This is a genomic window from Synechococcus sp. R55.7 (assembly GCF_047461955.1).
In the GTDB taxonomy this organism is placed as follows: domain Bacteria; phylum Cyanobacteriota; class Cyanobacteriia; order Thermostichales; family Thermostichaceae; genus Thermostichus.
In genome coordinates, this window is sequence record NZ_JANSIC010000421.1 from 1 (window position 1) to 862 (window position 862).

The window sequence follows — 862 nt, forward strand, 5'->3', positions numbered from 1 at the left end:
GGGGGGAGGAGAGTTGGGATCCCAGCGAATTTCCAACTCAGGTGAGTCTTTGAGCACTTGAGGAGGGCCGGGCGAGGTGTGCAGGATGGCCACACAGCGCAAATTGCCCCGGTCTCGACAAAACTCGTGCCAGAGAGGGATAGCCTCGGGATCCCGGCTGACCACCAGGTAGTGGGAGCAGGCTTCCAGGATCGGCTGCTTTTGCGGATCCACCTTGCCGCCCACATCCACAATCACCAAACTCTTTTGCCGGCGCAAAGCCAGAATGGCCTGGGCATGGAAGCTGAAAAATTCGGGGGTAAAAGAGCCCCGGTACTGGTGCTTGAGGATCTTCGCCTCTTCTGGTGGCAAGTCTAAAGTCCAATTGCCTTCCCCATCCCAATGGGCCCGTTGCAGATAAATATCGGGATGCTCCGGCAGCAGAGCTTCGAAGAGGGCGCGGGCAAGACGGCTTTTGCCACTGTCGGGGGGGCCCACCACCATCACCGCCGCTGCCAATTCTGTTCGCGTCAGCGGGCCGTAGGCCTTGCCCGGCCTTCCCTGCACCCAGGGGATGACCTGGCCCACCCGCACTTCGGGGGTATGGCTGGAGACCACCACCGCGCCCAAGCGTGGGTCATAACAGGCCACCCAACGGGTGAAGTGGCACTCATGCACCAGCCAGCCATACAGCCAAATGGGGGCCCGCCCCGTCAGAACCACCCCCAGCTGGGCATTGATCCCGGCAGGCAGCTGAAGCTGAGCCAAATCCTCTGGAAAAACCAGGCGATCCGGTCGGGTCAGCTCAATTTCGATGACCTGAAAAGACAGTTCCGAAGAATGGGATCTTCGAGGGTCCAAGGACTCCGTCCCGCTGGCGCGA

1 protein-coding gene is annotated in these 862 nt (G+C 60.9%); it reads right to left on the reverse strand.

From position 1 onward, the window contains the following. Positions 1-840: CRISPR-associated ring nuclease Crn3/Csx3 (gene crn3 / locus NW820_RS12890; RefSeq protein WP_414407706.1), on the reverse strand; the 840-nt coding region annotated here is incomplete at its 3' end. Positions 841-862 lie beyond the last annotated feature (22 nt).